Origin of the sequence: Pseudomonas sp. R3-18-08, from assembly GCF_003852065.1 — a bacterium.
GTDB lineage: Bacteria > Pseudomonadota > Gammaproteobacteria > Pseudomonadales > Pseudomonadaceae > Aquipseudomonas.
On sequence record NZ_CP027729.1, the window covers coordinates 1,479,512 to 1,505,373 of the forward strand.

Annotated in this window: 22 protein-coding genes; 6 read left to right on the forward strand and 16 right to left on the reverse strand. The window is 60.4% G+C overall.

Annotated elements, in window-relative coordinates:
• Positions 1–184: 184 nt before the first annotated feature.
• A complete protein-coding gene (locus C4J92_RS06705; RefSeq protein WP_065886131.1) occupies positions 185–649 on the forward strand; it encodes a glycine zipper 2TM domain-containing protein in 465 nt (154 codons plus the stop codon).
• A gap of 713 nt (positions 650–1,362) precedes the next feature.
• On the opposite strand, the gene nhaA is transcribed toward C4J92_RS06705, so the two are convergent.
• Entirely contained in the window at positions 1,363–2,547 is a 1,185-nt protein-coding gene (gene nhaA, locus C4J92_RS06710; RefSeq protein WP_124403329.1) for a Na+/H+ antiporter NhaA, read from the reverse strand.
• Positions 2,548–2,764: 217 nt separating this feature from the next.
• Between nhaA and C4J92_RS06715 the strand changes: the two genes are divergently transcribed.
• Together C4J92_RS06715 and C4J92_RS06720 are read left to right on the forward strand one after the other, a co-directional pair.
• On the forward strand, positions 2,765–3,859 hold the full coding sequence (locus C4J92_RS06715; protein WP_124403330.1) for a PLP-dependent cysteine synthase family protein: 1,095 nt from the start codon (positions 2,765–2,767) through the stop codon (positions 3,857–3,859).
• A gap of 501 nt (positions 3,860–4,360) precedes the next feature.
• A complete protein-coding gene (locus tag C4J92_RS06720) occupies positions 4,361–5,662 on the forward strand; it encodes an IS4 family transposase (RefSeq protein ID WP_124404373.1) in 1,302 nt (433 codons plus the stop codon).
• Between the two features lie 138 nt (positions 5,663–5,800).
• On the opposite strand, the gene C4J92_RS06725 is transcribed toward C4J92_RS06720, so the two are convergent.
• The 3 genes from C4J92_RS06725 to C4J92_RS06735 form a co-directional block, all read right to left on the reverse strand.
• Positions 5,801–7,414 (reverse strand): NAD(P)/FAD-dependent oxidoreductase, encoded by a 1,614-nt coding sequence (locus tag C4J92_RS06725; RefSeq protein ID WP_124403331.1) that lies wholly within the window; start codon positions 7,412–7,414, stop codon positions 5,801–5,803.
• A 108-nt stretch (positions 7,415–7,522) separates the two neighbouring features.
• The gene (locus C4J92_RS06730) at positions 7,523–8,194 is read right to left on the reverse strand and encodes a COG3650 family protein (RefSeq protein WP_124403332.1); all 672 of its coding nucleotides are present in this window, start codon (positions 8,192–8,194) and stop codon (positions 7,523–7,525) included.
• Positions 8,195–8,289: 95 nt separating this feature from the next.
• A complete protein-coding gene (locus C4J92_RS06735; protein WP_124403333.1) occupies positions 8,290–8,889 on the reverse strand; it encodes a short chain dehydrogenase in 600 nt (199 codons plus the stop codon).
• Between the two features lie 104 nt (positions 8,890–8,993).
• Between C4J92_RS06735 and C4J92_RS06740 the strand changes: the two genes are divergently transcribed.
• Positions 8,994–9,911 carry a LysR family transcriptional regulator gene (locus C4J92_RS06740; RefSeq protein WP_124361652.1) on the forward strand — a complete coding sequence of 306 codons (918 nt, stop codon included), beginning with the start codon at positions 8,994–8,996 and terminating at the stop codon, positions 9,909–9,911.
• Here the strand turns inward: C4J92_RS06740 and C4J92_RS06745 are convergent.
• The 9 genes from C4J92_RS06745 to C4J92_RS06785 form a co-directional block, all read right to left on the reverse strand.
• On the reverse strand, positions 9,899–10,384 hold the full coding sequence (locus C4J92_RS06745; protein ID WP_124361653.1) for a DoxX family protein: 486 nt from the start codon (positions 10,382–10,384) through the stop codon (positions 9,899–9,901). The genes C4J92_RS06740 and C4J92_RS06745 overlap by 13 nt on opposite strands.
• Positions 10,381–11,157 (reverse strand): DUF2063 domain-containing protein, encoded by a 777-nt coding sequence (locus C4J92_RS06750; RefSeq protein ID WP_124403334.1) that lies wholly within the window; start codon positions 11,155–11,157, stop codon positions 10,381–10,383. Before C4J92_RS06750 ends, C4J92_RS06745 begins: the two co-directional genes overlap by 4 nt.
• Positions 11,154–12,032 (reverse strand): DUF692 domain-containing protein, encoded by an 879-nt coding sequence (locus C4J92_RS06755; RefSeq protein ID WP_124403335.1) that lies wholly within the window; start codon positions 12,030–12,032, stop codon positions 11,154–11,156. The genes C4J92_RS06750 and C4J92_RS06755 overlap by 4 nt, the downstream gene beginning before the upstream one ends.
• Positions 12,033–12,055: 23 nt before the next feature.
• Positions 12,056–12,352: a DUF2282 domain-containing protein gene (locus C4J92_RS06760; RefSeq protein WP_124361656.1), complete on the reverse strand. Its 297-nt coding sequence runs from the start codon at positions 12,350–12,352 to the stop codon at positions 12,056–12,058.
• Between the two features lie 174 nt (positions 12,353–12,526).
• A complete protein-coding gene (locus C4J92_RS06765; RefSeq protein WP_003193540.1) occupies positions 12,527–13,228 on the reverse strand; it encodes an ABC transporter ATP-binding protein in 702 nt (233 codons plus the stop codon).
• Position 13,229: 1 nt separating this feature from the next.
• Positions 13,230–13,997 carry a high-affinity branched-chain amino acid ABC transporter ATP-binding protein LivG gene (livG, locus tag C4J92_RS06770; RefSeq protein WP_012722652.1) on the reverse strand — a complete coding sequence of 256 codons (768 nt, stop codon included), beginning with the start codon at positions 13,995–13,997 and terminating at the stop codon, positions 13,230–13,232.
• Positions 13,994–15,247: a high-affinity branched-chain amino acid ABC transporter permease LivM gene (locus tag C4J92_RS06775; RefSeq protein WP_124361657.1), complete on the reverse strand. Its 1,254-nt coding sequence runs from the start codon at positions 15,245–15,247 to the stop codon at positions 13,994–13,996. Before C4J92_RS06775 ends, livG begins: the two co-directional genes overlap by 4 nt.
• Positions 15,244–16,167, reverse strand: coding sequence for a high-affinity branched-chain amino acid ABC transporter permease LivH (livH, locus tag C4J92_RS06780; RefSeq protein WP_003231100.1), 924 nt, complete (start codon positions 16,165–16,167; stop codon positions 15,244–15,246). The genes C4J92_RS06775 and livH overlap by 4 nt, the downstream gene beginning before the upstream one ends.
• A gap of 229 nt (positions 16,168–16,396) precedes the next feature.
• Entirely contained in the window at positions 16,397–17,524 is a 1,128-nt protein-coding gene (locus C4J92_RS06785; protein ID WP_027604422.1) for a branched-chain amino acid ABC transporter substrate-binding protein, read from the reverse strand.
• A 340-nt stretch (positions 17,525–17,864) separates the two neighbouring features.
• Here C4J92_RS06785 and C4J92_RS06795 point away from each other — a divergent pair, with 340 nt between their 5' ends.
• A complete protein-coding gene (locus tag C4J92_RS06795; protein ID WP_124403336.1) occupies positions 17,865–18,167 on the forward strand; it encodes a DUF2288 domain-containing protein in 303 nt (100 codons plus the stop codon).
• A gap of 203 nt (positions 18,168–18,370) precedes the next feature.
• Here C4J92_RS06795 and C4J92_RS06800 read toward each other — a convergent pair whose 3' ends face one another.
• A complete protein-coding gene (locus C4J92_RS06800; protein WP_124405775.1) occupies positions 18,371–20,635 on the reverse strand; it encodes a bifunctional diguanylate cyclase/phosphodiesterase in 2,265 nt (754 codons plus the stop codon).
• Between the two features lie 137 nt (positions 20,636–20,772).
• Positions 20,773–21,141, reverse strand: coding sequence for a YkgJ family cysteine cluster protein (locus C4J92_RS06805; RefSeq protein ID WP_124361661.1), 369 nt, complete (start codon positions 21,139–21,141; stop codon positions 20,773–20,775).
• 251 nt (positions 21,142–21,392) lie between these two features.
• Between C4J92_RS06805 and C4J92_RS06815 the strand changes: the two genes are divergently transcribed.
• Positions 21,393–22,736 carry an MFS transporter gene (locus C4J92_RS06815; RefSeq protein WP_124366156.1) on the forward strand — a complete coding sequence of 448 codons (1,344 nt, stop codon included), beginning with the start codon at positions 21,393–21,395 and terminating at the stop codon, positions 22,734–22,736.
• Positions 22,737–22,901: 165 nt separating this feature from the next.
• Here the strand turns inward: C4J92_RS06815 and rapA are convergent, their stop codons facing one another.
• On the reverse strand, positions 22,902–25,748 hold the full coding sequence (rapA, locus tag C4J92_RS06820; protein WP_124361663.1) for an RNA polymerase-associated protein RapA: 2,847 nt from the start codon (positions 25,746–25,748) through the stop codon (positions 22,902–22,904).
• Positions 25,749–25,862 lie beyond the last annotated feature (114 nt).

The window sequence follows — 25,862 nt, forward strand, 5'->3', positions numbered from 1 at the left end:
TTCGGCTGTATGACTACACTGACTAACCACGCTATGGCATGTTTTGGTTAAGCTACCGTTCGTCGAGCTGTGTGGTGCCGACAGCCTGTACTCAGGCTGAATGAAAGCACTTTTCTGCCTGGCTCGCCGTGACAGGCGCCAGGTTGCAGCGTTTAATGAATACCTGTCCTTTGGAGTTGATGCTATGCGTAAGTCCGTTTTACTAGTTGCCTGCTTTACCACCCTGTCATTGCTGTTGGGTGGCTGCGCCTCGAGTCTGACCGGCGACTCGTACTCCCGTGACGAGGCGCGTCGTGTACAGACCGTCCGCATGGGTACCATCGAATCCCTGCGTCCGGTCAAAATCGAAGGCACCAAGACCCCAATCGGCGGTGCTGCGGGTGCAGTCATCGGCGGCGTTGGCGGCAGCGCCATCGGCGGCGGCCGTGGCAGCATCGTCACTGCTGTGATCGGCGCGGTAGCCGGTGGCCTGCTGGGCTCGGCCACCGAAGAAGGTCTGACCCGTACCCAGGGCGTGGAAATCACCGTTCGTGAAGACGACGGCAGCATGCGTTCCTACGTACAAGCCGTGCAGGAAAATGAAATTTTCCGCATTGGCGACCGTGTGCGCATCATGACGGTCGACGGCACCAGCCGCGTTACTCGCTAAAAGCGTAGGCAACAGGCAAAGAAAAACCCCAACCGGGTGACTGGTTGGGGTTTTTTGCCTGTGGGCCTGATCTTTTTAAAAACGCATAAGTTGCAGGCAATAAAAAACCGCCTTAGTAGGGCGGTTTTTTATCGCAAGGCCATTATGAAGCTTGGCTTGCATGCTCACAGAACGCAATGACATGTCGGAATACTACTGTCGGTTGATGCTTCACGCAAGATGCAGCTCTAAGAGGAACTATCGCTTCTGATACTTTTTTTGTCAGAAAAAAATGGCAATAAATATCACGAGTCATTCTGTGCTTGGTCACACCTTCGAAGGGCCGCTCAGCTAGTATCGAGGCCGTTCTACGTTCGTCACTTTGTGAGTCGACGGGGTTAGCAAAAACAAGTTTTCTGGACCAGCCGCCACGGGCTAGTAATCCGTGCCGGATTGATGCGGAGGGCCCGTCAACCCTGCCGCCTCATGGAACGCAATGACAGCATTCGAAGGCTCACATGTTCCGGTAAGTGCGCTGGAGGTAGGCCCAACTCTAGGAGGGCCGAGTATGTCTAAGTTTGCACGACGTACGTGGAACCTCGTAGTGAATGCCCTGCGTGTTTATCACGTATGGGTATTCCTGCGGGACAGCTTTGATGACCTGTAAGGTCTGAGAAGTGGAGCCGCCTCGATTCAGGTCGAGGCGGCTTTTTGGTGTTTGGATGTCACCTCAACTATGAAATAACGGCTTTCTTGCGACTCGCCATCGCCGTCACCGCATAACCAATACACGCCGCAATTATCGACCCGGTCAGAATCCCCATGCGATCTTCGCCGGCGAACTCGCTGACCCCCGGTACAAATGCCAGTGAGCCGACAAACAGGCTCATGGTAAAGCCGATGCCGCACAGGATCGCCACGCCCAGCACCTGGCCCCAGTTCGCACCGCTGGGCAGTGAGGCGATGCCGGTCTTGATGGCCAGCCAGGTAAGGCCGAACACACCGACGGTCTTGCCGATCAACAGGCCGGCGGCGATGCCCATGGGCACAGGGTGGGTGAAACTCTCGAGGCTGACGCCGGTGAGGGACACCCCGGCGTTGGCAAATGCGAACAGCGGCAGGATGGCGTAGGCCACCCACGGGTGCAGCGCATGCTCCAGGGTCAGCAGGGGCGAGGTTTCGGCATTCCTGGTGCGCAATGGAATGCAGAACGCCAGAGTCACCCCGGCGAGGGTGGCGTGGACGCCGCTCTTGAGCACGCACACCCACAGGATCAGGCCGATGATCATGTACGGCCCGAGCTTGACCACCCCCAGGCGGTTCATCGCGATCAGGGCGACCAGGCAGGCCGCAGCACCAGCCAGGGATGCGCCGGACAGGTCAGCGGAATAGAACAGCGCAATGACGATAATGGCACCCAGATCGTCAATGATTGCCAGGGTCATCAGGAACAGTTTCAGCGACACCGGCACGCGCTTGCCCAGCAGCGCCAGGACGCCGAGCGCAAAGGCGATATCCGTGGCCATCGGGATCGCCCAGCCGGCGAGTGCTGCAGGGTTATCCTTGTTCAGCGCCCAGTAGATGAGCGCGGGGACGACCATGCCGCCGATCGCCGCCGCGCCGGGAAGGACCACCTGCGACGGTTTCGACAGGTGCCCATCGAGCAGCTCGCGTTTGACTTCGAGGCCGATCAGCAGGAAGAACAGGGCCATCAGGCCGTCGTTGATCCACAGCAAGGCGGGCTTAGCGATTTGCAGCGCGCCAACCTGTGCTACCACCGGGGTGTCGAGAAAGGCGCCATACAGGTGCGACAAAGGTGAGTTGTTGATAATCAGCGCCAACGCGGCAGCGGCAATCAATAACAGGCCGCTGGCGGCTTCCAGCTGGAAAAAACGGGTGAAAGTGCTTCGCAGAGGCAAGGGATGCTCTCCAATCCAGGTTCAATAGGTGGGTACCCTACCCCGTACCGTTAGTTGTTAAAACAAAAGTTATATTCTTATTTGTTATAAGCGTTGGTCAGAGCGGGCGCTGTTTCAAAGCCTAGCAATTGTGTGTCCAATTGAGTCCTCACTGTATCTGTGTGCAGTGTAGGAAACCCCCTAATATCGGGGCTGAAATTCTTAGAGAAACCTCCTCATGAGCGATCACCGTCCCTGGGCCCGCGAAGCCATTCGTATCATTGAAGCGGATTTCCAGCGCAGCGCAGACACCCATCTGATCCCTTTGCCATTGCCGGGGTTGCCGGGTATCGAGTTGTATTTCAAGGATGAATCCAGCCACCCGACCGGCAGCCTGAAACATCGGCTGGCGCGCTCGTTATTCCTGTACGCGTTGTGCAATGGCTGGCTGAAGCCGGACGCCCCCGTGATCGAGGCCTCCAGCGGTTCGACGGCGATCTCCGAAGCCTATTTTGCGCGCCTGCTCGGCCTGCCGTTTATCGCCGTGATGCCCGCCACTACTTCCCAGGAGAAGATCGCCCAAATCGCCTTTTATGGCGGCAAGAGCCATCTGGTGCAGGATCCCACGCAGATCTACGCCGAATCCGAACGCCTGGCCCAGGAAAGCGGCGGCCACTTCATGGACCAGTTCACCTACGCCGAGCGCGCCACCGACTGGCGTGCAAACAACAACATCGCTGAGTCGATCTTCCAGCAGTTGCGTTTCGAGCAGCACCCGGAGCCGAGCTGGTTGATTTCCAGCCCCGGAACTGGCGGCACTACCGCGACCCTGGGGCGCTATGTGCGTTATCGCCAGCATTGCACGCGAGTGCTATGTGCCGATGCCGAACGTTCGGTGTTTTTCGATTATTACCTGAGCGGCGACGCCAGCCTGCGTCTGGACTGCGGCTCACGGATCGAAGGGATTGGCCGGCCACGGGTCGAAGCCTCGTTTTTGCCCGCTGTGATCGATGCGATGGTCAAGGTGCCGGATGCGCTGTCTCTGGCGGCCATGCATTACCTGGCCGAGCGGTTGGGGCGGCGTGTGGGCGGTTCCAGCGGGACCAACCTGATCGGTGCCCTGGTAGCTGCGCAGCAGATGAAAGCGGCGGGGGAGTCGGGGTCGATCGTGGCGATCTTGTGTGATGGCGGCGAGCGCTATGCCACGACTTACTATGATCAGGCGTGGCTGGCGGCGCAGGGGTATGCGTTACAAGGGTTGATTGCGGCCGTTGCGGCGAGTGTCGAGCAGGGTGAGCCACTGCCGGCCAGCATCCTGCGTGCCAATATTTGACACGCCGCAAACTCAATGTGGGAGGGGGCTTGCCATCGATTGCGGTGTTTCAGTCAAAAAATTCAGACTGAACCACTGCTATCGGGACATAGGTATCTATACAGCTTTGTAGCAGCCTACGGTAACCACGATGCGAAGCGAGCCGCTCTTGATCTTGCTCTTGATCTTAGGCGCCCCGTTAAACCACGCTGGCCGGAATTCGATAGTGATTTGGGGGGTAAACCGGCAAGGATGCCGGTTTAGCCGCCCCGCGCCATGGATGGCGCGTGGCGGCGGCCCCCCAAATCACTGTCGGATTACGGGCACACCGAGCCTAAGCGAGGTGCCGAGTGGTGGGGCAAGAGCGTTTTGCTTACTTTTGCGCTTTTCAAAAGTGAGCCGCCGTAAGGGCCAGCCCTTTCAAGGTCTTTGATAAAATCCCGCAAAACTCCGATCAGGGTGACGAAAGCGATGTGGGCAGAGGTTCTAGCGCGGTTTGAGAAAAAAGCACCGGCCAGTGTCATGACCAGAGTGATATTGGAGCAGGCTGTTCCTGCTGAATGGGTCGACCAGGTGTTCGAAGAGCACCGTCAGCGGCAGTACCCACGAGAGCTTTTGTTTTCAACCATCGTTGAACTGATGTCCCTTGTTTCATTGGGTTTGCGACCTTCGCTGCATGCCGCCGCGCGACAGATGGAAGATCTTCCTGTCAGCTTGGCGGCGCTGTATGACAAGGTCAGTCGTACAGAGCCTGCGCTACTGCGCGCCCTGGTCACCGGTAGCGCAGAGCGTTTGGCACCGACGATAAAAGAACTGGGGCACACAGCCATTTTGCCTGGTTGGCAACTACGGGTCGTTGACGGTAACCACCTGCCTTCCAGCGAAAAGCGTCTGGGCGCTTTGCGCCGTGAACGAGGCGCCGCCCGGCCTGGTTTTTCCGTTGTGGTTTACGACCCCGATCTGGACCAGGTCGTTGATCTTCAGCCTTGTGAAGATGCCTATGCCAGCGAACGCGTCAGCGTGCTGCCGTTGCTGGAAAAGGCCAGCGCGGGGCAACTGTGGATGGCTGATCGACTCTACTGCACGCTCCCGGTCATGCAGGCCTGCGAAGATACCGGGGCCTCGTTCATCATTCGCGAACAGAGCAAACATCCACGCCTGCTTAAGGAAAGCGACTGGCAGCTGCCTGTTGCGGTCGCGGCAGGCAGCGTGCGCGAGCAAATCATCGAAGTAAAAGGTGGACGACAGTGGCGGCGAGTCGAACTGAACCTGCAAAACCCCACCGAATCCGGCGACGCTACGCTGCTGTTCTGGAGCAACTTGCCCGACTCTATCAGTGCTGAGCAAATCGCCGATTTGTACCGCCGTCGCTGGAGCATCGAAGGGATGTTCCAGCGCCTGGAAGCGGTGTTGGACAGTGAAATCGAAACCTTGGGCAATCCTAAGGCAGCCCTGTTGGGATTTGCATCGGCCGTGTTGGCTTACAACGTTCTGGCCGTGCTCAAACGCAGCGTCGAACAAGCTCATCGCCAAACTCTGCCCGACGACTGGGAAGCATCGATTTTTCACCTGACGGTGCAGGTACGCAGCGGTTACGAGGGGATGCAAATAGCCTTGCCAGAATATTTATCCATCCCTATCCCCGCAGCGGGGCTGGCTCAATACCTGCTTGCCCTTGCTCGAAATATCCAGCCCAAAGCGGTCGTCAAGAGCAAACGGGGGCCGAAGGTGCCTAAACCCAAGGAATGGCTGGAAGGCAAAGCCGCGAATGCCCATGTGTCGACGGATCGGGTGCTCAAAGCCGCTAAAATCAAAAGACCTTGAAAGGGCTGGCCGTAAGGGCGGAACCCTAAGCCGCCGTGACCGCAGCAACGGATATGTACTCGCTCTGATCCAACATTCTGGTCGGCTGTCAGGCCGCCATCGGGGGCAAGCCCCCTCCCACATTGTACCGAGGCGTTTTCAGGCCTCGATGCCCAGCATATCCCGCGCCAACGCTTCGGCAATCCGGATCCCGTCAACGCCTGCCGACAGGATCCCGCCGGCATAACCCGCGCCTTCACCGGCCGGGAACAAGCCTTTCACGTTGAGGCTCTGCATCGACTCATTACGGGTAATCCGCAATGGCGATGAGGTGCGCGTCTCGATACCGGTCAAGACCGCATCGTGCAGCGAGTAGCCTTTGATCTGCTTTTCGAACGCCGGCAAGGCTTCGCGGATGGCTTCGATGGCGAAGTCCGGCAGGGCCAGGGCCAGGTCACCCAGAGCTACCCCAGGCTTGTAGGACGGTTCTACGCTGCCGATGGCCGTGGACGGCCGGCCTGCGATGAAATCGCCGACCAACTGGGCCGGGGCCTCGTAATTACTGCCGCCGAGCACGTAGGCATGGGACTCCAGGCGCTCCTGCAGTTCGATACCGGCGAGCGGGCCGCCTGGGTAGTCCACCTCAGGCGTGATGCCGACCACGATGCCTGAGTTGGCGTTGCGCTCATTGCGCGAATACTGGCTCATGCCGTTGGTCACGACGCGATTGGGCTCCGACGTCGCGGCCACCACGGTGCCGCCAGGGCACATGCAGAAGCTGTAGACCGAGCGACCGTTCTTGGCGTGGTGCACCAACTTGTAATCAGCGGCGCCGAGTTTCGGGTGCCCGGCGTATTTGCCCAGGCGCGCGGCGTCGATCAGCGACTGTGGGTGCTCGATACGGAAGCCCACCGAGAACGGCTTGGCCTCCATGTACACGCCACGGCTGTGAAGCATGCGGAAGGTGTCGCGGGCGCTGTGGCCCAGGGCGAGGATCACGTGCCTGGAGAGGATCTGCTCGCCGCCGTCGATGACCACGCCCTTCAACTGGCCCTCTTCGATCAGGACGTCGGTAACCCGTTGTTCGAAGCGCACCTCACCGCCCAGGGCGATGATCTGCTGGCGCATGTTTTCCACCACGCCGGTCAGACGGAATGTGCCGATATGCGGCTTGCTGACGTAGAGAATCTCTTCCGGGGCGCCGGCCTTGACGAACTCATGCAGCACCTTGCGACCGTGGAATTTCGGGTCCTTGATCTGGCTGTACAGCTTGCCGTCGGAGAAGGTCCCGGCGCCGCCTTCGCCGAACTGCACGTTGGACTCGGGGTTGAGTACGCTTTTGCGCCACAGGCCCCAGGTGTCCTTGGTGCGCTGGCGTACTTCCTTGCCACGCTCAAGGATGATCGGCTTGAAGCCCATCTGTGCCAGCAGCAGCCCGGCGAAGATGCCGCATGGGCCGAAACCGACCACCACCGGCCGTTCGACCAAGCCTTCCGGTGCCTGCCCCACTACGTGGTAACTGACATCCGGCGCCGGATTGACGTTGCGATCATCGGCGAACTTGAGCAGCAGGGCGGCTTCGCCCTTTACATTCAAGTCGACGGTGTAGATGAAGCACAGCTCCGAGGACTTCTTGCGGGCATCGTAGCTGCGCTTGAACAGGGTGAAATCGAGCAGGTCATCACTGGCGATGCCCAGGCGCTGCACGATGGCGGGCCGCAGGTCTTCTTCGGGATGGTCGATGGGCAGCTTGAGTTCGGTGATTCGTAACATGACAGGATCCGGTAGGCGGCGGGCAAGAAGGCCGGCTGTTTTGCAAACCGGCGATTATAAGCCCCAATGGCGTGTTCCCGTCAGGTTAAAAAACAATGCAGGGCGCAATCAGTCGTCCCGCGAGCCACCAAAGGCTGCACAACCGCGCTGGACCTGGCCGTTGACACGCAATTCGGCGCTCATGTGCTGCAGGCTGCCGCTCACGCTGTCGACGCATCGCTGCGGGGCGACCCACAATTCGATGTGCTGGTTATTGGCGTCGGTCATCAGGTTGAAGCGCCCGTCACCCAGTTGCTCTTCGACATAAGGCACTGCCAGGGGCGGTTGGCCTTCGCGCTCCAGCACCATGCCCTTGGCCGTGACGCTCATCGCCCAGGCCGGCTTATGGCCGTTTGCCCGCAGGATCATGCGCTTGAAGTCCGGGTCGCCACAGGCTGAGGTCGAGCGCTCGACGCGATACAGCTGTTGCAGGTCCACCGAACCCTGGGTGCCGCTGGCAACGCCGGAAAACTTGCCACGCAAATCTGCAAACAACGCGCCCTGCTGACCGGCCAGCGAGGCGGCGTCCTGCAGGATGCTGGTGCCACCGGTGTCGTTGATCACGTAGTTGCGCTGGTCGCTGCAGGGCTGGAATAACAGCTTGCCGTCCACCGCCGTCAATTCACCCTGCATGCGGGTCAGCCCGGCGGTAGACAGCTTGGCGGGCTCGCTGTCGAACATCTGGCAAGCGGCGAAGAAGGGGAACAGGGCTAGCAACGTTAGGGTCGAGGCGGCACGCATTTTCGGTCTCCAGACAAGTGCCGCCACGTTACGCAGGCTCGCGCCGCATCACAAGCCCGTGGCCCAGCTTCAGGCGATTCTTACAGACCTGAAACTCAGCCCACGATAAAGGTCTGACCGGTCTGTAAGCCCTCGACACTTTTTGCGTAGGCCAAGGCCACTTCAGCGCCGGCAACCGGTTTGAACCCACGGAAGTACGGCGCATAGCTGCCCATGGCTTCCACCAGCACCGTCGGGCTCACGGCATTAATGCGCAAGCCGCGTGGCAGTTCGATTGCCGCTGCTTTGACGAAGGCATCCAGCGCGCCGTTGACCAGCGCAGCAGAGGCGCCGGTGCGAATCGGATCACGGTTCAAAATGCCGCTGGTAAAGGTAAACGACGCGCCGTCATTGGCGAACTCCCGGCCGATCAGCAGCAGGTTGACCTGGCCCATCAGCTTGTCCCGCAGGCCCAGTTCGAAGTCTGCTTCGCTCATGTCGTCCAGCGCCACGAAGTTCACGCTGCCTGCCGCGCACACCAGCGCGTCGAACTTGCCGGTCTGCTCGAAGAGCTTGCGAATCGAGGCGCTGTCGCTGATGTCGACGTGGAAGTCGCCGCTGTGGCGGCCGATGGCGATCACCTCGTGACGCTGCGCCAGCTCTGCCTTGACCGCTGAACCGATCGTGCCGTTGGCGCCAATCAAAAGAATTTTCATCGTGCTGCTCCTTCAGGGGCTGGGTGAAGGTTGAGTCTAGGGTGGCTTTTTCAGCAGATAAACCTGCTAATAGGCAACCTTTGGTTTTCTACTGGAAACAATCCATGAGCGAAATGGATGACTTGGCGGCCTTCGCGGTGTTGATCGAAGCCGGCAGTTTCACCGTGGCGTCGGAGCAACTGGGGTGCAGCAAGGGCCAGTTGTCCAAGCGAATCAGCCAGCTCGAAGCGCAGTACGCCGTGGTGCTGTTGCATCGCACCACGCGCAAGCTGAGCCTGACCGCCGCAGGCGCGGCCTTGCTGCCCCAGGCACAGGCGCTGGTGGTACAGGTGGAGCGTGCGCGTCAGGCCTTGGCGCGACTCAAAGATGATTTGGCCGGGCCGGTGCGTATGACGGTTCCGGTGTCATTGGGAGAAACCTTCTTCGATGGCTTGTTGCTGGAATTTTCCAAGCACTACCCGCAAGTGCAGATCGAGCTGGAGCTCAACAATAGCTATCGGGATCTGGCGCGAGACGGCTTCGATCTGGGCGTACGCTCGGGGGCCATCGAGAATGAGCGTCTGGTGATCAAGCCGCTGCTGGCCTGGCACGAGATGACCTGCGCCAGTCCGGCCTACCTGGAACAGCACGGTGAACCGCTGCACCCGGCGGAGCTGGCGGGCCATACCTGTTTGCTCAACAGTCACTACAGCGGCCGCGAGGAGTGGCTGTATCACCAGCAGCATGAGCTGTTGCGTGTGCGGGTCAGTGGCACTTTCGCGTCCAACCACTACAACCTCTTGAAGAAAGCCGCATTGGTGGGCGCCGGTATCGCGCGCCTGCCGTCCTACCTGTTACCGACGGAATTGGCGGAGGGTCGATTGCGCTGGCTGCTGCGCGATTATCAAACGCGCAGCCAGCCGATGTACCTGGTACACCCCTATCAAGGTGGCCTGCCGCGGCGCACCCAGGTACTGGCCGACTATCTGGTGGACTGGTTCAAGCGCAGCGGCGCGGCCCTGGACCGTCTTCAGCGGGAGTGACGGGCGATCCAGTGGTCGATGGACAGCCGGCCCGGGCCCTTGGCCACCAGCAGCAGTAACAGCGCGATCCAGGTGCCATGGGTCGGGTAGGCGTCCGGATAGACAAACAACTGAATGGTCAGGGTCATGCCGATCAAGGCAAGGGCGGAGAATCGCGTGGCGAATCCCAGCAGGATCAGCACCGGGAAAAAGTGCTCGGCAAACGCTGCCAGGTGCGCGGCGACTTCGGGTGACAACAGCGGCACGTGGTATTCGCTGCGAAATAACGGCAAGGTCGAGGCGGCCAGTTTGGGGGCGCCGAGTTGGAAGGTGCCGCTGATCAGATCAATGGCAAACCCTTCGACTTTGGTTTGTCCGGATTTCCAGAACACCGCCGCGATAGAGAAGCGCGCGATAAAGGCGATCAGGCTGTAGGGAATTTTTTCAAAAAGTGCGATGGCCTGTTTCAGCAGGCTGGCGGCGGAATTGTTCATGGCGATACCTTGGGTTCCAGGTGTAAATGAGTAATGGCGTCGTGGCTGATCAACAGCGTCAGGCACCGATGCAGATCGAATTCGGAGGAGGCCTGCAAGGCATGCTCCACCGCCATCTCCAGCCCCGCGCCCTGGTTCAGGCAGTTGATAAAGGCCACCGAGCCGCTGTCGATGGCGAAGACCTTGACCGCCAGCCCGTGGCGCAACACCAACGCGTTCTCGGCAGGCCATCCGGCCACGCCAGCGAGGTCGCCGTCCGCCTGGTGCGCGGCCCATACCGTCACGATCGGGTAAGGAGAGCTCAAGGTGGCGAGCGATGGATGCAGCGTCAGGCTCAACCGCGCTACGCCTGCTTGACCTTGCAGATGCTGGAGAACAGCGTGTTGGCACAGCGCCGGAATATCGGGCGCGTGATAAGCACGCACCCGCAGGCGCTCCAGCCGCGCGACATCCGCCAGGTAGGGCACGCTGGCGGCTGGTGCGAATGCCTGGATAAAGTCGGCCAATGTGCTGCCGTACGCGTTGATGAGCGGGCTGGTGGGCGGGTTGGCCTGGACGAAAACGCCAGCCATGGCACGGAAAAACTCATCGCCCGCCAGCTGCAGCGTCACGGGATAACTGGCGGCCAGGGCATTGATCAACGAACTGTGGACGTTATTGCGATACACCGCAAAGCGGCTGGCGGGATCGGCGCCGTTACTGCTGAACACCCCCTCCGGGCAGGAACCGTGCGCCGCGAGCAGGGCGTTGGTGAACGCGTCCTGAAAGCTCATGACATCACCTGCGACAGATACCATTCGGCGTGCCTGGCCTCGGCGTGCAGCGTGCTGAAGCTCGGCACCTGGTTATCCCGTTCAATCAGCGTAGCGACCGGCCCCGTGCGTTTGAGCAGTTGCGCGTATAGCTGCCACACCGCGTCATCGACCGGCGCACCGTGATCATCGATAAGCAGCCTGTCGCCCAGGCTGTCGGTGTCTTCGGCAAACCCGGCCAGATGGATCTCGCCGACTGCGTGCAAAGGTAAGGCATCGATGTAGGCCAGCGTATCGCGCTGATGATTGATGCACGACACGTAAACGTTATTCACGTCCAGCAGCAAGCCGCAGCCGGTGCGCCGAATGACTTCGTTGATGAAGTCCGCTTCGTCCAGGGTGGAGCGTTGGAACTGCACATAAGTGGATGGGTTTTCCAGCAGCATCGGCCGCTTGAGCGTGCTTTGCACCTGATCTACGTGCGCGCAGACACGCGCCAGGGTTTGCGCATCGTAGGCCAGGGGCAGCAGGTCATTGAGAAATACCGGGCCGTGGCTGGACCAGGCCAGGTGTTCGGAAAATGAGTGGGGTTGATAGCGTTCGATCAGCCCGGCCAACCGTGCCAGGTGCTCAGGGTTGAGCGGACCTTCGCCACCGATGGAGAGACCCACGCCGTGTAACGACAGCGGGTAGCGTTCGCGGATCAACCCCAGGTAATGGTGAAAAGGGCCGCCGGCGACCATGTAGTTTTCGGCATGCACTTCAAAGAAACCAATGTCTGGTGCAGAGCCGAGCACTTCAGTGAAGTGCTCGGTCTTCAGTCCCAATCCGGCCCGACGCGGCAGGCCGGATGCCTGAGCCTGGGAGACGGCTTGCAGGGATGAAAGGGTCATCATCAGTACTCAGGTCGCGCTGGGCTTCAGGACTTTGCGGTGAAAGCAGCTTCCTGGCCGAAACCGGTCGGCGAGGTCGTGCTTGGGGTTTTCAGGCAGGTACCGGCTGGGACCAGTTTCCAGGCGTTGGCCTGGTCCTTGGTTTTGGACGTACCGGCGCACGAGGTGCCAGCGCCGGCGGCGCAGTCGTTCTTGCCGGCCTCGGCGATGCCGAAGCATTTCTGCATGTCGTCGGCAGCATGGGCGGTGGTGGTCAGGGCGGACAGGCTCAGGGTCGAACCGAGGGCCAGGAGGAGGGCGGCAGCGGACAGTTTGGTGGTCATGGAGTATCTCCAGCAGTGGTCGAGTTGGCAGGCTTGATTGCCTGCTTGCACCACTAGAGAGAGGGGGACGAACTTCGTTACAAGCCAGCCGGAAAAAATTTAAATATCACGCAAAGCAAATGTGGGAGGGGTTGCCCCTCCCACATTCTAAAGCCGGTTCATCCAGCAACCGTTTTAACCGCCCAGGTAGGCTTCACGCACCTTAGGATCGGTCAGCAATTGCTCGCCGGTGCCCTGCATCACCACCCGGCCGTTTTCCAGCACGTAGGCCCGGTCGGCGATTTTCAGGGCCTGGTTGGCGTTCTGTTCCACCAAAAACACCGTTACCCCGTCCTTGCGCAGTTGCTCGATGATGTCGAAGATCTGCTGGATGATGATCGGTGCCAAGCCCAGGGACGGCTCGTCCAGCAGCAACAGCTTGGGCTTGCTCATCAACGCCCGCCCGATGGCGAGCATTTGCTGCTCGCCGCCGGACATGGTGCCGCCGCGCTGGCTGAAGCGCTCCTTGAGCCGAGGGAACAGGTGCAGCACCTTGTCCATCTGTTCCTGGTAATCGCCCTTGTCGGTGAAGAACCCGCCCATGGCCAGGTTCTCTTCCACGGTCAGGCGCGAAAACACGCGACGGCCTTCCGGTACCACCGCAATGCTCTTGCGCATGATCTCGGCGGAGTGCTTGCCCACCAGCTCTTCACCCATGTAGCGGATGCTGCCGCTGTAGGCCTGGGGCGAACCGCACAGGGTCATCAGCAACGTCGACTTGCCGGCACCGTTGGCGCCGATCAGGGTCACGATTTCGCCCTGGCGCACTTCCACGTTGACGCTGTGCAGGGCCTGGATCTTGCCGTAGAAAGTGGAAACGTTTTCGAATTGCAGCATTTTACGCTTCCCCCAGATAGGCTTTGATCACTTCGGGATTGTCGCGGATCTGCTCCGGCGTCCCGTCGGCGAGCGGCGTGCCCTGGTTGATCACCACGATATGGTCGGAAATGCTCATGACCAGTTTCATGTCGTGTTCGATCAACAGCACGGTGGCATTGTTTTCCTCACGCAACACGCCTATCAGCGCCTTGAGGTCTTCGGTTTCCTTGGGGTTCAGGCCCGCCGCCGGCTCGTCGAGCATCAGGATCCGCGGACGGGTCATCATGCAGCGGGCGATTTCCAGGCGGCGTTGCTGACCATAGGCCAGGGTGCCGGCCGGGCGGTTGGCGAACTCGGTGAGATTGACCTTGTCCAGCCAATACTCCGCGTATTCCATGGCTTCGCGCTCGCTCTTGCGGAACGCCGGGGTCTTGAACAGGCCTGCGAAGAAGTTGGTGTTCAGGTGACGGTGCTGGGCGATCAACAAATTCTCGACCGCTGTCATGTCCTTGAACAAGCGCACGTTCTGGAACGTGCGCACCACGCCCTTGCGGGCGATCTCGTGACCGGCCAGGCCCTGGATCGGCTGGCCGTCCAGCAGGATACTGCCGCCGCTCGGCTTGTAGAAACCGGTGAGGCAGTTGAACACCGTGGTCTTGCCGGCGCCATTGGGGCCGATCAGCGCGACGACCTGCTTCTCTTTGACGGTCAGGGCGACGCCGTTGACCGCGAGCAAGCCGCCAAAGCGCATGCTCAGATTTTCGACTTTCAGGATCTCGCGGCTCATTTGCGCAGCTCCATGTGTGGACGTTGCATGGGCAGCAGGCCTTGAGGGCGCCATATCATCATCAGCACCATCATGGCGCCGAACATCAACATGCGGTACTCGCTGAACTCTCGCATCATTTCCGGCAGCAGGATCATCACGATCGCGGCCAGAATCACACCCAGTTGCGAGCCCATGCCACCCAGTACCACGATGGCGAGGATGATCGCCGACTCGATGAACGTGAACGACTCCGGGGTCACCAGGCCTTGGCGTGCGGCGAAGAAGCTGCCGGCGAAACCAGCGAATGTTGCCCCAAGGGTGAAGGCCGAAAGTTTGATGACTGTCGGGTTCATGCCCAGTGCACGGCAGGCGATTTCATCTTCGCGCAGCGCTTCCCACGCGCGGCCAATCGGCATGCGCAGCAGGCGGTTGATCACGAACAGTGCCGCCAGTGCCAGCAACAGCGCCACCAGGTACAGGAACACCACTTTGCTCACCGGGTTGTAGGCAATTCCGAAGTACTCGTGGAAAGTCTGCATGCCCTCTGCGGCGGTGCGGTCGAACGACAGCCCGAAGAACGTCGGCTTGGGGATGCTGCTGATGCCGTTGGGGCCGCCGGTGATATCGGTGAGGTTACGCAGGAACAGACGGATGATTTCACCGAAGCCCAGGGTCACGATCGCCAGGTAGTCACCGCGCAAACGCAACACCGGGAAGCCCAGCAGGAAGCCGAACGTGGCCGCCATCAGACCGGCGAGGGGCAGGCAGACCCAGAAGCTCCAACCCAGGTAGTGCGACAGCAGCGCGTAGGTGTAGGCACCCACCGCATAGAAGCCCACATAACCCAGGTCGAGCAGGCCGGCCAGGCCCACCACGATGTTCAGGCCCAGGCCCAGCAACACGTAGATCAGGATCAGGGTGGCGATGTCGACTGCACCGCGCGAGCCGAAGAACGGCCAGATCAACGCGGCCACGATCAGGCCGATGATGATGTAGCGCTGGGTGCGCGGCAGGGTCAGGAATTGGCTGACCTTGGGCGACACCAACGGCGCACGGTTGCCCTTGAACAGGGCGCCGACCTGCTGGGTGAACAGCACGCGCAGGAACATCAGCACCGAGCACAGGGCGATGATGGTCAGGGTCACGGGGCCGGTGCCATGCACTTCCAGGTTGATGCCGACAATGCTCAGCTTGAGGCCGAGTACCGGGAAGGCCACGGCCCACACCAGCAAGGCGCTGAAAAACGCCGATTTAAGATATCTGCTCATACTTTCTCAACCTCCGGACGGCCCAGGATGCCGGTCGGACGGAACAACAACACCAGGACCAACAAGCCGAACGCCACGACGTCCTTGTACTGGTCACCGAAGATATCGGCGCCAAAGGCTTCGGCCACGCCCAGCACCAGCCCACCGAGCATGGCGCCCGGAATACTGCCGATACCGCCCAGCACCGCTGCGGTGAAGGCCTTGAGGCCCACCAGGAAACCGGCGTTGGGGTTGATCACGCCGTACTGCATGCTCAGCAACACGGCCGCGACCGCCGCCAGCGCGGCGCCGATCACGAAGGTCAGGGCGATGATGTTATTGGTGTTGATGCCCAACAGGTTGGCCATCTTGATGTCTTCGGCGCAGGCCCGGCAGGCGCGCCCCAGACGAGAGCGGGAAATGAACAGCGTGAGGCCGAGCATCGCCACCAGGGTCACGACAAAGACCAGGATCTGCATGTAGGAAATCAGCACTTCTTGTGCACCACCGGGGCCGAAGGAGAAGCTCCCTGGGATCAGGTTGGGAATGGACTTGTCCTTGGAATCCTGGGACAGCAATACGGTGTTCTGCAGGAAAATCGACATGCCGATGGCGGAAATCAGCGGGATCAACCGGTTGCTGCCGCGCAAGGGGCGGTAGGCAACACGCTCGATACTGTAGCCATAGGCACTGGTCACGACGATCGATGCCAGGAACGCAGCGGTCATCAACAGCGGCAGGGAGTGGATACCCATCATGGCCAGCCCGGCAAGGGCGATGAAGGCCACGTAGGAACCAATCATGTACACCTCGCCATGGGCGAAGTTAATCATTCCAATGATGCCGTAAACCATTGTGTAGCCAATGGCTATCAAGGCATAGGTGCTGCCAATGGTCAGGCCATTAACCAGCTGTTGGAAAAAATGATAGATCTCAGGCATTACAGCGCTCCTAAAAACCCGATACGCATTTCACTGGTGGAGTCATGTTCCGGCCCTGCGCTGTGTTCTGCGAGCACATTTGCACAAAGCGTTTGCCAGCGAACCGCTGGTGACGGTTTTAAGATTTTCAGGTGAGCCAGCGCCCGGATCGCGGGTGACATGGCCCATAAACCTCGTAAAACAAAACCCACTGCTTTCACAGTGGGCTTGTTGACCAGTAATGCCTGGCTTACTGAGGGGATACTTCGGTTTTTGGTTTGCCGAAGTGCCATTCGTAGACCACGAACTTGAAGTCCTTCAGGTCGCCCTTGGCGTCGAAGCTGAGTTCGCCGGTCGGGGTCTTGAAGGTACCCGCGTGGATGGCCTCGGCCACCTTGGCGGTGTCTTCGCTCTTCGCGGCTTTGATACCGCCGGCGATTACTTCGATGGCCGAGTAGGCTGGGAACACGAACGGACCGGTTGGGTCCTGCTTGTTCTTGGCGAACTCTTCAACGATGGCTTTGTTGGCCGGGTCGGTGTCGAAGGATTTAGGCAGGGTCACCAGCAGGCCTTCGGAAGCGCCCTGGGCGATTTGCGAGATGGAGTCGTTGCCGACGCCCTCTGGGCCCATGAATTTGGCGTTCAGGCCTTTTTCCTTGGCTTGGCGCAGGATCAGGCCCAGCTCAGGGTGGTAGCCGCCGTAGTAGACGAAGTCGACGTTGGCTTGCTTGAGTTTCTGGATGATCGAGGAAAAGTCTTTATCACCGGCGTTCAGGCCTTCGAAGACGGCAACCTTGGTGCCTTTCTTCTCGAGGGTCTGCTTGACGGCGGTGGCGATGCCTTCACCGTATTGCTGCTTGTCGTGCAGTACGGCAACGATCTTCGGCTTGACGTGGTCGGCGATGTAGTTGCCGGCCGCCGGGCCCTGGGCGCTGTCCAGGCCGATGGTGCGGAAGATCAGCTTGTAGCCACGGGCGGTGATCTCGGGGCTGGTGGCAGCCGGGGTAATCATGATGACGCCTTCGTCTTCATAGATATCGGAGGCTGGCTGAGTGGAGCTGGAGCAAAGGTGACCGACCACGAACTTGACGCCGTCATTGACCACTTTGTTGGCGACGGCAACGGCTTGTTTCGGATCGCACGCGTCGTCGTATTCCTTGGCTTCAAGCATTTTGCCGTCGACGCCGCCCTTGGCGTTGATGTCGGCGATGGCCTGCTTGGCACCCATGAATTGCATGTCGCCGTATTGCGTTACAGGCCCGGTCTTGGGGCCGGCAATGCCGATCTTGATGGTGTCGGCTGCGAACGAATGGCCGGCAACCCCAGCCAGGACCATAGCGGCAAACAGTTTGGAAATCTGCTTAGTAGCCTTATTCATAGTGCTCCACTCTTACTGTTGTATTTTTTATAGTTCTAGCGGCCTTGTGAGCTGCAGAACCGGATCAGATATCTCGGATATCCCCCGGCGATGCCCTGGCAACTGTACCGGTACAGTGTAGAGCGCCGGCTGATCGCTTGGAAAGCTGGCTGCTGGGGGCAAAACCGGGTTGTGTCGCTTAAATGAAAGAAAAAGACAGAATTGCGGCGGAGTAATGCCAGCCTTTCGAGCATTCCTTGGCTTTTCCGACACTTTCAATCGCCAGCTTATTTGCTACTGGGTTTTTCCAACTGAGACACGACGTTATGATTGCGCCGATTTTTTACTCAGGTGAACTCCCATGACGCAAGAACCTAGCACCCTCTATGCCAAGCTGCTCGGTGAAACCGCCGAAATTTCCTGGAAGGAGCTCGAACCGTTCTTTGCCAAGGGTGCCCTATTGTGGGTCGACGCCGGCCTGGATTTGATCGAAGCGGCCGAAGCGATGGCCGAAGACAATCGCGAGAAAGTCGCTGCCTGGCTGGCTGCGGGGAGTCTTGGCGAAGTGTCTGCGACGCGGGCGGTGGACTTGGTCACGCGTGACCCCGGCCTGTGGGCGGTGGTGGTCTCGCCGTGGATTTTGATCCAGGAAAGGGCAGCGTAAGAAACCAGTGAGCCAAATGGGTGCACGGCTCGCGCCTGCGTAAGTGTGTAGCGGAGTAACCGCTTCCCCCGTGATGGCACGTTGCCGTAGAGAAAGGTCACAGGTGACGGTGACGTTAACGTCACGGGAACAGTTGGAGCGCTGGCGTAAAGGCTGGGAAATTGTTTCAAGGTATTGGCGCTGACTACTGGCAGCCTGCCACGTCAGCGGATGGGCCTGACGACTGAAGGCGGGCTGATGCACGCCGGGGCAGTTTCCTTTGGCGGCGGGGCGTCTTTATTACCGTCTGCGCTGAATGTGTGGAGCGGGTTGCGTATCTGCATGCCTTGCATGACGCCAATGATGTCGCTGAAGGCCACCGCCGGGCTCAGCAAATAACCCTGAATGAAATCACAGCCATGCTGCTGCAACAGCTCGAATTGCGCCTGGGTCTCCACCCCTTCGGTCACCACCTCTAAGTGCAGCGTATGAGCCATGGCAATGATGGCCTGGACAATTTCGCTGTCGGCGGTGGACCTGGGTATGTCCTGGATAAACGACCGGTCGATCTTCAAGGTGTTGAGCGGCAGGCGCTTGAGGTAGGCCAGGGATGAATAGCCGGTGCCGAAGTCATCGATCGCCAGGGATACGCCCAAGGCGCGGATTTGCCGCAGCAGGGCCAGGGTGCTGCTGATATTGCCCATCAATGCGTTTTCGGTGACTTCCAGCTCCAAGCGATTGGCGGCAATGCCGGCAAAGCGCAGGGCCGCTTCGATTTCATCCGCCAGTTCATCACGGGCCAGGTTCAGGGCCGAGCAATTCACGGCCATGGTCAATTCGCTATAGCCGCGATCAGACAGCAGGCTCAAGTCATGACAAGCCTGGCGCAATACCCAGTGGTCCAGTTCGGCAATCAAACCGTTATTCTCGGCAATCCCGATAAACCGGTCCGGCGCCAGCAACCCATGTTGTGGGTGCTGCCAGCGCACCAGGGCCTCCAGGCGCGTGACCTTGCCGAGCTTCATGTCGAAGATCGGCTGATAAAACAGCACCAACTCATTGCGCCCGCGCAGGGCCGCGCGCAGTTGCTCTTCAAGTTGCAGCTCAAGGAAAGCGCGGGTTTTCAGGTTGGAGCTGAAGAAGTGCAGGCTATTGCGGCCAGCATCCTTGGACTGGTAAAGCGCCAGGTCGGCGGTTTTCAGCAGTTCTTCACAGGTTTGGCCATCGTCGGGAAACAGGCTGATACCGATGCTGGTAGTCATGACCATGCGCCGGCCTGCCAGCTCGATGGGTTCCTTCATTTTTTGCATGATGCGCTGGGCCATGTGCCGCGCTTCGTCGCGATGATGGATATTGATCAGAATGCAGAATTCATCCCCGCCAAAACGCGCGACCACGTCGGCATGGCTGCGTACCGAGCCTTTGATATGGCTGGCCAGCACGGAGAGCAACTGGTCACCGGCATCATGTCCAAGGCTGTCGTTGATGCGCTTGAAATGATCGATGTCGAGGAAGATCACCGCCATCATGCCGCGTGTCGCGGTTTTTTCCGCGACTTTTTCCGCAAAGATCTGGTTGAAGCCACGCCGGTTGAGCAAGCTGGTCAGCGCGTCGTAATGGGCTACCTGTTGCAGCGAGGCACGGGCCTGGTCCAGCTCGCTGAGCAGTGCGTTGACCCGGCGCAAATCGCGTTCCTTGTGCTGCAGCTTTTTGTCGGCCAACGCTGCGCTGATGCTGCTGCCGATAACCAGCAAGGTGATCGTTGCCACCGAAAGGCTCAGTTGCAGCGGATTGTTATCGACGGGCAACGACAGATCCGCGCCGTCCGGTATCAGCATTTGCATGGCCGCCATGCCGGTGAAATGCATGCTCAGGATGCCGGCGCCCAGCACCAGGCTGGCGGCGTATTTGAGCAATTGATGAAACACGCCGGTACCGTCGCGCAGGTAGCTCGACAACAACAACGCTGCCAGGCTTGCGCCGATGGCAATCGCGACCGAGGCCATGAGCAGCCCGGAGTCGAAGTAGGCCTGGGCCTGGGAACGCATGGCTGACATGCCGACGTAGTGCATCAGCGCGATACCCAGCCCCATCCACACCGAGGCCAGCAGGTACTGATGGAACCGCAGGTGCGCATGACTGAGGGTTTGCATGGCGAACAGCGAAGCGATCAACGCAATCACCAACGAGGCGAAGGTCATCAGCAATTCGTAATGAATGGCGACGGGGGCCTGAAAGGCCAGCATGCTGATGAAGTGGGTCGACCAGATACCGCCCGCCAGGCAACCGGCGCCCAACCAACACCAGCGACGGCGGGCGGTGGGGTCTTCGACATGACCGACGCGCTCGGCCATGTCCAGCGTGCCAAAGCCGGCCGCGCAGGCGACCAAGTACGCCAGCAGCACCAGAAAGGGGTTATGACTGCAATTGAGTAATAAGTGCCCGTTGTCTGGAAGGTCGGTGAAAAAGTGCAGTCCCAGCCATTCCATAGCGTGTCCCGTCATAGTGTCGCGTCATTGCCTCAGGCGATGACCTATGAGGTCGAGTATAGAAGCCTCGCGGGATTTGCCAGGAATAATGGCACTTTGATACAACTCTTTTTGCATGCCAGTCATAGCGTTTGATGCTAAGCGCTGATGGGCAAATCCAGCTCGAAAAGCGGCTCGTCGAGCGGCGCCAGGCCGAAGGCGGCACGGGCAGCATCGCAATCGGCGTTCTGCACGCCCTGGCTCCAGGAGGCGTCGAACTCGCGGCAGGGGCTTGAGCGCTGTTCATAAATTGAGCAGCGCGTGCCTTTGCCCACTTCACCCTCGAGGCTGCAGCAGCGTGCGGGCTTCTGGTCGGTACCGATCATCGCCACGCGGGTGGGGTTGATCTGCACCACCAGGTCATCGGGCACGGTGCCGCCCGATGAGGCGCACTCGCCCCAGAAGAAAGACACACGAAAGTATGAACAGCAGGCACCGCAATTCAGACACGGACTGGCTTCGGACATGGGCGTCATCGATTAAGGATAGGTAAGGGGGACTGCGGGAAGGCTCGCCATTCTATCCGGGCGCTGGCCGTTGGGAAGGGGGGCGCACACATATATTTTTGTAGGGAAAGCCCCGTAATGCCGGGTGAAATCACGTCCTATCAGCTTTACGAATCATTACAGACAAGCGCCGCCAGCCTGACTATGTTGCAGATACCTGAGCAGGATGCAGTGGGCATCGCAGCTCTCATAACAATAAAAGAGACGGACCCATGCAGAACTCGACCCAAGCGGCGAATGCCTGGCGCATTCTGTTCCTGCTGTTCCTCGCCAACCTGTTCAACTTCTTCGACCGGACCATTCCCGCGATCATCATCGAGCCGATCCGCATGGAATGGCACCTGAGCGACTTTCAGCTCGGCATCATCGGTACCTCTTTCACCATCGTCTATGCCATCGCCGGGCTGCCGCTGGGGCGCCTGGCCGACACCGGCTCGCGCAGCAAACTGATGGGCTGGGGCTTGTTTGCCTGGAGCGGGCTGACTGCGCTCAATGGCCTGGCCGGCAGTTTCTGGAGCTTCCTGGTGGTGCGCATGGGCATTGGCATCGGGGAGGCCAGTTATGCCCCCGCCGCCAATTCATTGATTGGCGATCTGTTTCCCGCCCACCGCCGCGCGCGCGCCATGGGCATCTTCATGCTGGGCCTGCCGTTGGGCTTGCTGCTGGCGTTCTTCACCATCGGCTGGATGGTCAAGGCGTTCGACAGCTGGCGTGCGCCGTTCTTTATTGCCGCCGTACCGGGGCTGATCCTCGCGGTATTCATGTTCTACATCAAGGAGCCCAAACGCGGCGCGGCGGAAACGGTGCAAGTGCCCCAGGAACGCGTCGACCGCCCGATCCGCCGCGTACTCGCGGTGCCGACCTTCCTGTGGCTGGTGCTGGCCGGGCTGTGCTTCAACTTCGCCACCTATGCGTGCAACTCGTTCCTGGTGCCGATGCTGCAGCGTTACTTTCTGATGCCGTTGCAGGACGCGGCGGTGGCCACCGGTGTCATCGTCGGTGTGACCGGCCTGGTGGGCCTGACCCTGGGCGGCTGGATTGCCGACAAGATCCATCAGCGGGTCGCCAATGGTCGGCTGCTGTTTGCCGCGTGCAGTCTGATCATCTCCACGCTCACCACCGCCTGGGCATTGCACGCCGGGCGGATCGAGATCGGCGTGTTCGTCGCGCTGTTCAGCGTGGGCTGGTTGTTTGCCTATAACTTCTATACCTGCGTGTACACGGCAATCCAGGACGTGGTTGAACCGCGCCTGCGGGCCACGGCGATGGCGTTGTTCTTTGCCGGCTTGTATCTGCTGGGCGGGGGCATGGGGCCGATTGTGGTGGGCGGGCTGTCTGATCACTTTGCGCATGCGGCGATGTATGCGGCGGGGGCCGAGCAGATGACCGAGGCATACAAGGCCGTAGGTTTGCACGACGCCATGTACCTGATTCCGGTGGCATTGTTCCTGACCATGCTGTTTCTGTTCCAGGCGTCGCGCAGTTTTGTGCGCGATGCCAAGCGGATGAAAGAGGGGTTGAGTGCGGTGGAGGTGCCGGCGTTGGCTACGGCTTGAGACCGAGTTGACGCTATCGGGAGCAAGCCCCCTCCCACACTCGAATGTATTCACAGTTCAAATGTGGGAGGGGGCTTGCTCCCGATGAGGCGCGCAACGCCAACGGTGTTCTCAAGTGAATAAAAAAGGCCCGCATTGCGCGGGCCTCTCTCATTCAGCGCAGGATCAACCTGCGACCAACACCCGAATCGCTTCCAGTCGTAACGCCGCCTTGTCGAGCATGGCCAGGCCTTGCTCGCGCTGGTTGCGCAGGGCGACCAGCTCGCTGTCGCGCACGGTCGGGTTGACCGCTTGCAGTGCGGTCAAGCGTGCCAGCTCTTCGTCGGTGTCTGCCGCCAGGCGACGCTTGGCCTCGGCCACACGTTCGGCGTGACGCGGGGCGATTTTCTCTTCGCCGGCATTGATGCGCGGCGTCAACTGGTCGCGCTGGGCCTGCACGAATTTGTTGGCGCTGGCCCGGGGCACGCTTTCCAACTGCTCGTTCAAGGTCACGAACGACACGCGGCCGGACAGGTCATTGCCGTTGGCATCCAGCAGGCAGCGCAGCGCTGCCGGTGGCAGGTAGCGACCCAGTTGCAGCGAGCGCGGGGCAACCACTTCGCTGACATACAGCAGTTCGAGCAATACGGTGCCCGGCTTGAGCGCCTTGTTCTTGATCAGCGCCACGGCGGTGTTGCCCATGGAACCGGACAGCACCAGGTCCATGCCGCCTTGCACCATCGGGTGTTCCCAGGTGATGAACTGCATGTCTTCACGGGACAGCGCCTGGTTACGGTCGTAGGTGATGGTCACGCCTTCGTCGTCGCCCAGGGGGAAGCTGGCGTCGAGCATCTTCTCGCTGGGCTTGAGGATCAGTGCGTTTTCCGAATGGTCTTCGCTGTCGATGCCGAAAGCGTCGAACAGGGTTTCCATATAGATCGGCAGGGCGAACTGGTCGTCTTGCTCGAGGATGTCTTCGACCAGCGCATCGCCTTCACCGGCACCGCCGGAGTTGAGCTCCAGCAAGCGGTCACGACCGGTGTGCAGTTCCTGCTCCAGGCGCTCGCGCTCGGCACGGGCTTCGTCGATCAGGGCCTGCCATTCGCCATCGTCGGCGTTTTCCAGCAGCGGCAGCAGGCGCGGGCCGAACTGATGCTGCAAGGCGTTGCCGGTCGGGCAGGTGTTGAGGAATGCGTTCAGCGCTTCGTGGTACCACTGGAACAGGCGCTCTTGCGGGCTGGTTTCCAGGTACGGCACGTGCAGTTCGATCACGTGTTTCTGGCCGATCCGGTCCAGACGGCCGATGCGCTGTTCCAGCAGGTCGGGGTGCGACGGCAGGTCGAACAGCACCAGGTGGTGGGAGAACTGGAAGTTGCGGCCTTCACTGCCGATTTCCGAACAGATCAGCACCTGGGCGCCGAACTCTTCATCCGCGAAGTACGCTGCGGCGCGGTCGCGCTCGAGGATGTTCATGCCTTCGTGGAACACCGTGGCCGGAATGCCGGAGCGTACGCGCAGCGCGTCTTCCAGGTCCATGGCGGTTTCGGCGTGGGCGCAGATCACCAGGACCTTGGTGCGCTTGAGCATTTTCAACTGGTCGATCAGCCACTCGACGCGCGGGTCGAAGCGCCACCAGCGGTTGTCTTCCTCGATGTCCGGCTGCGACTGGAAGCTGACTTCCGGATACAGCTCGGCATGTTCACCCAGGGGCAACTCCATGTATTCGTCTGGGTTCGGCAGCGGGTAGGCGTGCAGTTTCCGCTCGGGGAAGCCCTGTACGGCGGCGCGGGTGTTGCGAAACAGCACGCGGCCGGTGCCGTGGCGGTCGAGCAGTTCACGCACCAGGCGCGCGCTGGCCTCGCTGTCGCCATCGTTGACGGCGGTAAGCAAGGCTTCGCCTTCATTGCCGAGGAAACCCTGGATGGTTTTGTGCGCGGCGGGCGACAAGCGGCCCTTGTCCAGCAGCTCCTGCACGGCTTCGGCCACCGGGCGGTAGTTCTCGCTCTCGGCGCGGAAGGCGTGCAGGTCGTGGAAACGGTTCGGGTCCAGCAGGCGCAGGCGCGCGAAGTGGCTGTCCTGGCCCAGTTGTTCCGGGGTAGCGGTGAGCAGCAGCACGCCGGGAATCACTTCGGCGAGTTGCTCGACCAGCGAGTACTCGGCGCTGGCTTTTTCTTCGTGCCACACCAGGTGGTGGGCTTCGTCGACCACCAGCAGGTCCCAACCGGCCGCGAACAGCGCGTCCTGGGCCTTCTCGTCGTCCACCAGCCATTCCAGGGCGACCAGCGCCAGTTGAGTGTCTTCGAACGGGTTGGTGGCATCGCTTTCGATAAAGCGCTCTTCGTCGAACAGCGCAACCTGCAGGTTGAAGCGCCGGCGCATTTCCACCAGCCACTGGTGCTGCAGGTTTTCCGGGACCAGGATCAGCACGCGGCTGGCGCGGCCCGACAGCAGTTGACGATGGATCACCAGGCCGGCTTCGATGGTCTTGCCCAGGCCCACTTCGTCGGCCAGCAATACCCGTGGCGCGATACGGTCAGCGACTTCACGGGCGATGTGCAGTTGGTGCGCGATAGGTTGCGCACGCACGCCGCCCAGGCCCCACAGTGCGGACTGCAATTGGCGACTGGTGTGTTCCAGGGTGTGGTAGCGCAGCGAGAACCAGGCCAGCGGGTCGATCTGCCCGGCGAACAGGCGGTCGCTGGCGAGGCGGAACTGGATGAAGTTGGACAGTTGGGTTTCCGGCAGGGTGACCTGTTCGTTCTGCCCGTTGAGGCCGTGGTAAACCAGCAGGCCGTCGACGTCGTCGACTTCCTGCACGGTCATCTTCCAGCCTTCGAAATGGGTGATGCTGTCGCCCGGCGAAAACCTCACGCGGGTGAGGGGCGCATTCCGTAGCGCATACTGGCGGGTGTCGCCAGTGGCCGGATAGAGCACGGTCAACAAGCGGCCGTCCTGTGCCAGAACGGTGCCTAACCCCAGCTCTGCTTCGCTGTCACTAATCCAGCGTTGCCCCGGTTGATACTGCTGCGCCATGCTGCCTGACTCCCGCCGTGAAAAAGCCGACTATCTTAACGGAACAAGGCTCCACGCCCAAGGACTCTAACAAAAAGTACTCTGACAAAAACTACTGCGTCAGCGCCCAGGCCC

Bases quoted from the DNA above. Each gene is read 5' to 3' on its own strand.
- C4J92_RS06705 (WP_065886131.1), top strand. From the start codon at position 185: ATGCGTAAGTCCGTTTTACTAGTTGCCTGCTTTACCACCCTGTCATTG.
- C4J92_RS06715 (WP_124403330.1), top strand. From the start codon at position 2,765: ATGAGCGATCACCGTCCCTGGGCCCGCGAAGCCATTCGTATCATTGAA.
- C4J92_RS06720 (WP_124404373.1), top strand. From the start codon at position 4,361: ATGACCAGAGTGATATTGGAGCAGGCTGTTCCTGCTGAATGGGTCGAC.
- C4J92_RS06725 (WP_124403331.1), bottom strand. From the start codon at position 7,414: ATGTTACGAATCACCGAACTCAAGCTGCCCATCGACCATCCCGAAGAA.
- C4J92_RS06730 (WP_124403332.1), bottom strand. From the start codon at position 8,194: ATGCGTGCCGCCTCGACCCTAACGTTGCTAGCCCTGTTCCCCTTCTTC.
- C4J92_RS06735 (WP_124403333.1), bottom strand. From the start codon at position 8,889: ATGAAAATTCTTTTGATTGGCGCCAACGGCACGATCGGTTCAGCGGTC.
- C4J92_RS06740 (WP_124361652.1), top strand. From the start codon at position 8,994: ATGAGCGAAATGGATGACTTGGCGGCCTTCGCGGTGTTGATCGAAGCC.
- C4J92_RS06745 (WP_124361653.1), bottom strand. From the start codon at position 10,384: ATGAACAATTCCGCCGCCAGCCTGCTGAAACAGGCCATCGCACTTTTT.
- C4J92_RS06750 (WP_124403334.1), bottom strand. From the start codon at position 11,157: ATGAGCTTTCAGGACGCGTTCACCAACGCCCTGCTCGCGGCGCACGGT.
- C4J92_RS06755 (WP_124403335.1), bottom strand. From the start codon at position 12,032: ATGATGACCCTTTCATCCCTGCAAGCCGTCTCCCAGGCTCAGGCATCC.
- C4J92_RS06760 (WP_124361656.1), bottom strand. From the start codon at position 12,352: ATGACCACCAAACTGTCCGCTGCCGCCCTCCTCCTGGCCCTCGGTTCG.
- C4J92_RS06765 (WP_003193540.1), bottom strand. From the start codon at position 13,228: ATGCTGCAATTCGAAAACGTTTCCACTTTCTACGGCAAGATCCAGGCC.
- livG (WP_012722652.1), bottom strand. From the start codon at position 13,997: ATGAGCCGCGAGATCCTGAAAGTCGAAAATCTGAGCATGCGCTTTGGC.
- C4J92_RS06775 (WP_124361657.1), bottom strand. From the start codon at position 15,247: ATGAGCAGATATCTTAAATCGGCGTTTTTCAGCGCCTTGCTGGTGTGG.
- livH (WP_003231100.1), bottom strand. From the start codon at position 16,167: ATGCCTGAGATCTATCATTTTTTCCAACAGCTGGTTAATGGCCTGACC.
- C4J92_RS06785 (WP_027604422.1), bottom strand. From the start codon at position 17,524: ATGAATAAGGCTACTAAGCAGATTTCCAAACTGTTTGCCGCTATGGTC.
- C4J92_RS06795 (WP_124403336.1), top strand. From the start codon at position 17,865: ATGACGCAAGAACCTAGCACCCTCTATGCCAAGCTGCTCGGTGAAACC.
- C4J92_RS06800 (WP_124405775.1), bottom strand. From the start codon at position 20,635: ATGGAATGGCTGGGACTGCACTTTTTCACCGACCTTCCAGACAACGGG.
- C4J92_RS06805 (WP_124361661.1), bottom strand. From the start codon at position 21,141: ATGTCCGAAGCCAGTCCGTGTCTGAATTGCGGTGCCTGCTGTTCATAC.
- C4J92_RS06815 (WP_124366156.1), top strand. From the start codon at position 21,393: ATGCAGAACTCGACCCAAGCGGCGAATGCCTGGCGCATTCTGTTCCTG.
- rapA (WP_124361663.1), bottom strand. From the start codon at position 25,748: ATGGCGCAGCAGTATCAACCGGGGCAACGCTGGATTAGTGACAGCGAA.